The 3,057-nt window shown below is 68.2% G+C and carries 3 protein-coding genes; all 3 read right to left on the bottom strand.

What is annotated here, in order from left to right; genetic code table 11:
• Positions 1 to 157: 157 nt before the first annotated feature.
• Positions 158 to 1,261, bottom strand: a complete 1,104-nt coding sequence (locus E1289_RS37070) for a Vms1/Ankzf1 family peptidyl-tRNA hydrolase (RefSeq protein ID WP_131988785.1) — start codon at positions 1,259 to 1,261, stop codon at positions 158 to 160.
• A 56-nt stretch (positions 1,262 to 1,317) separates the two neighbouring features.
• Complete coding sequence (locus tag E1289_RS37065; protein WP_131988783.1) at positions 1,318 to 1,827, bottom strand: DUF1360 domain-containing protein; 510 nt, start codon at positions 1,825 to 1,827, stop codon at positions 1,318 to 1,320.
• Between the two features lie 221 nt (positions 1,828 to 2,048).
• On the bottom strand, positions 2,049 to 2,306 hold the full coding sequence (locus tag E1289_RS37060) for a Rho termination factor (RefSeq protein ID WP_131988781.1): 258 nt from the start codon (positions 2,304 to 2,306) through the stop codon (positions 2,049 to 2,051).
• Between the last annotated feature and the right edge of the window lie 751 nt (positions 2,307 to 3,057).

Raw genomic sequence — 3,057 nt, 5'->3', positions numbered from 1 at the left:
AGTTGGTAGCGCGCCTCCATGGCATGGAGGAGGTCTGGGGTTCGAATCCCCATAGCTCCACGGACGAGTTGGGAGTGGTGTGCCCGCGGAGAGCGCGGGCCGCCACTCCTTCGTCATTTCCCCCAGGGGACGACCTCCAGGGCGTTGGGACCTGTTCTCAGGCGGTGAAGCGGAGGACGGCCCCAACGTGGATGTTCTGGGCCGGGCTGCCGTTCGCCGGTACGACCACCAGTTCGCCGTCGGTGGCGGCTGCGGCCCTGACCAGGGCGGCGTCCGCCTTGACCTCGCGAGGGTCGCTCACGCCGAACTCGTCGCGGAGTTCCTCGGCGGTGGTGGCTATATGTGCTGGATGGGGGCCGACCCAGAGGCGCGCGCCTGAATCCGGGTCGTCGTCCAAGAGGAGTGTCTCGACGCGGCCTTCGCGGATGGCCTTCGCGGTGGCGGGCAGGCCTTCCACGGCGCGCTCGCCGTTGGCCAGTTCGCGGTCGAAGCGCTCGGCGACGGTCATTATTCGCTCGGTCGTCTTCAGCTCCAGAACGCGCTGCAGCTCCGCGTCCAGGTCGGGGTCGTCGACCGTCGTGTTCTTGTCGGCCTCGACGGTGTGCGCAAGGACGTTCTCAGAGACCTCGTCCAGGACGGCGGTACGGGCGCGGGTGTCTCCGGCGATGACGATGGCCTCGGCGCCGCACATGTCGGCGACACGGTCGATCTCGCGCGCGACCTTCTTCGCGTTGAGCTTCCAGACGTTCTCGGACGACCGCTGGAACCGGGACTGGTTCCAATCGCCCGCCTTCGTCTTGTGGATCGGGTAGTCCTCGTCCCCCTGCACGTCGATGTGGTGGTGCCGTCCGTCCGCGGTGACACAGTCGATCGCGCCCCCGCGGCGGTCGACGACGGCGAGCAGATGCGGGAACCTCTCACCGCGCTGGGCGAGGTAGGGCAGGACGTCGGGAAGCGGCGCGAGGGTCGCCAGCGGGGTCGGGGGCGGGGCGTCCAGTCGTTCGAGGTGCACCACCTCGCCGTCCGCCGCGAAGAGCACCAGCCCCTCGGAGCGGCGGCGCAGTATCTCCTCGTCGATGGTCTGCTCGATCGCGCGGAGCGTGTCCTCCGGAGTTCCCTGCTCCGCCAGGTCCGCGCGCAGCGCCCGCCACCGCAGCTCGACGGCCTTGGACGCGTCCTCGGTGGTCCGGGAGAGGTCCGCGTAAACCGACGCGTAGGGACCCGGACGTTGGTACAGCGTTTTGAGGAATGACAGATCCATGAGGAGGCCGTACCCACCCCATTTGGGGCAAACGTAAAGAAGGGGGCGTCTGAGGCTCAGTCCTCGGCGGCCTGCTGGAGCCGCGCGTAGGCGAGTTGCAGCCAGTCCGACCCCGCGACCGCCGTCATCGTGGCGCCGGCCAGCCGGGTCGCCTGCGGCGCGAACACGAGCCCGGCACTGTAGGCCGTCGCGACCCACTGCGCGATGCAGAACGGGCACGTGACCAGCTCCCCGACGGCGTGCCGGAGCCCCTTCCCGCGCACCTCCTCCGCCACTTCGGCCGGCCCGGCCGTGCCGGAGTACCGGGTGAACGGGGCGCGCAGCGGACTCGTCACCGGGTCCTTCGCGATGACCCGGGACACCTTGTGCGTCGTGATCGTCATCAGGGCAAGGTCGGACAGCCCGATGGCGGGGGCCCGGTCGCGCATCCGCCGCCCCAGGAGCACCATCGTCCCCGTGGTCAGCCCGTAGACGGCAAGGGTGGCGAGGTACGACCCGAGCGGACGGTCAGCTCCGCCGGTGTACCTTTCCTTCTCCCTGCGTGCGGTGTCGACGACCGCGTTCATGACTTTCCCTTCCCCGGTGGATTCCCGGCGGATCGCAGTGCCGGTGCACTCGTCGCCGGCGTGGTCGAGAGCGGAACGTGGGTGCCGAGTGCCGGAGCTCAGATCAATTCGGCCTCCACGTCCCGGTGCAATCGGGCTTGACGGCTTGAGGATCGACGCGCTGCGGCATCGAGCTCGGCCGTTGCCTGCGCTGCGTCCCGGCCGCGGAGTCGAGTGCCTGCTCAGTGGTTACGGAGGGCGTCCACCAGCTGCGACTTGTTCATCGAGGACCGTCCCTCCACGCCGATCTCCCGGGCGCGCTTCAACAGCTCGTCCTTCGTCCAGTCCTCGTAGGAGGGGCTCTTGCCGCCCTTACGGCCGACCTTCTTCTTGCCCTGGCCCGCCGACGCGTTCGCGATGCGCGCGGCCTTCTCCTTGCTTTCGCCCCGATCACGGAGCTTCTGGTACGTCTTCTCGTCCTTGATCTGTGCTCTAGGCATAGCAGGACACGTACCCGACACGCAGACTCCACACATTGGCCACCCGACCACCAAGCGCCTGCAAACGCGAACGACGGCGTCGCTCGCTCTGCTCGATCTTCGACACCAGGACGGAGCCGGTCGGTGTCGTCGTTCGGAACGCGGCCGTTCTATCGCCGATCGGCTGATCCCCATCCGGCACAGCGCAAAAAGAAGAAGGTGGGGAGACGGGCGCTGGGAGCGGACGCCCCCGTGTGCCGGCGACTCCACCGCGGCACCTTGCATGGTTGGCCGGTGGCCGCCACGTTGCTCAGGACGGGTCACCCGGAGGCCCCTGTGAGCGGGTCATCGCGGCCGGAGGGCGTGCGGAACGATCCGATTTGACGGACGGCGTGAGGGTGCCTAGCCTCTCTCATGCCCCGAGGGATGCGGGACGCCATCAAGGCGGACGGCCCCGGGGAGGCCATAAGAGGAAAACGGTTCGCAGCTTGCTCTGAGCCGAGGTACTCTGGAGTGGCAAGCCCAGACGGGGTGCGGGACACCGAACGGTGGCCGACCCGTAGGGCGCCTCCTACGAAACGATCTTCTTCGGGTCTTCGGCCTGTCGGGTGGTTGTTGTGTGGGGGCCTGGAGAACCGTCCGTCCGTCGAAAAGATCTTGGTTGATCGGCTTGACAGTGGTGGGGAACCAGGTAAGTTAGAAGGGTTGCCCCGGAGCCGGGGTCCGCGGGAGCGGGGTTCGGCGCGGTGGGTGTCCGTTTCTTGAGAACTCA

Source organism: Actinomadura sp. 6K520 (assembly GCF_004349245.1).
In the GTDB taxonomy this organism is placed as follows: Bacteria; Actinomycetota; Actinomycetes; order Streptosporangiales; family Streptosporangiaceae; genus Spirillospora.
This window is presented reverse-complemented; position numbering and strand designations above follow the sequence as displayed.

Excerpts from the sequence above, each read along its gene's own strand:
- E1289_RS37070 (WP_131988785.1), bottom strand. The coding sequence starts at position 1,261 with ATGGATCTGTCATTCCTCAAAACGCTGTACCAACGTCCGGGTCCCTAC.
- E1289_RS37065 (WP_131988783.1), bottom strand. The coding sequence starts at position 1,827 with ATGAACGCGGTCGTCGACACCGCACGCAGGGAGAAGGAAAGGTACACC.
- E1289_RS37060 (WP_131988781.1), bottom strand. The coding sequence starts at position 2,306 with ATGCCTAGAGCACAGATCAAGGACGAGAAGACGTACCAGAAGCTCCGT.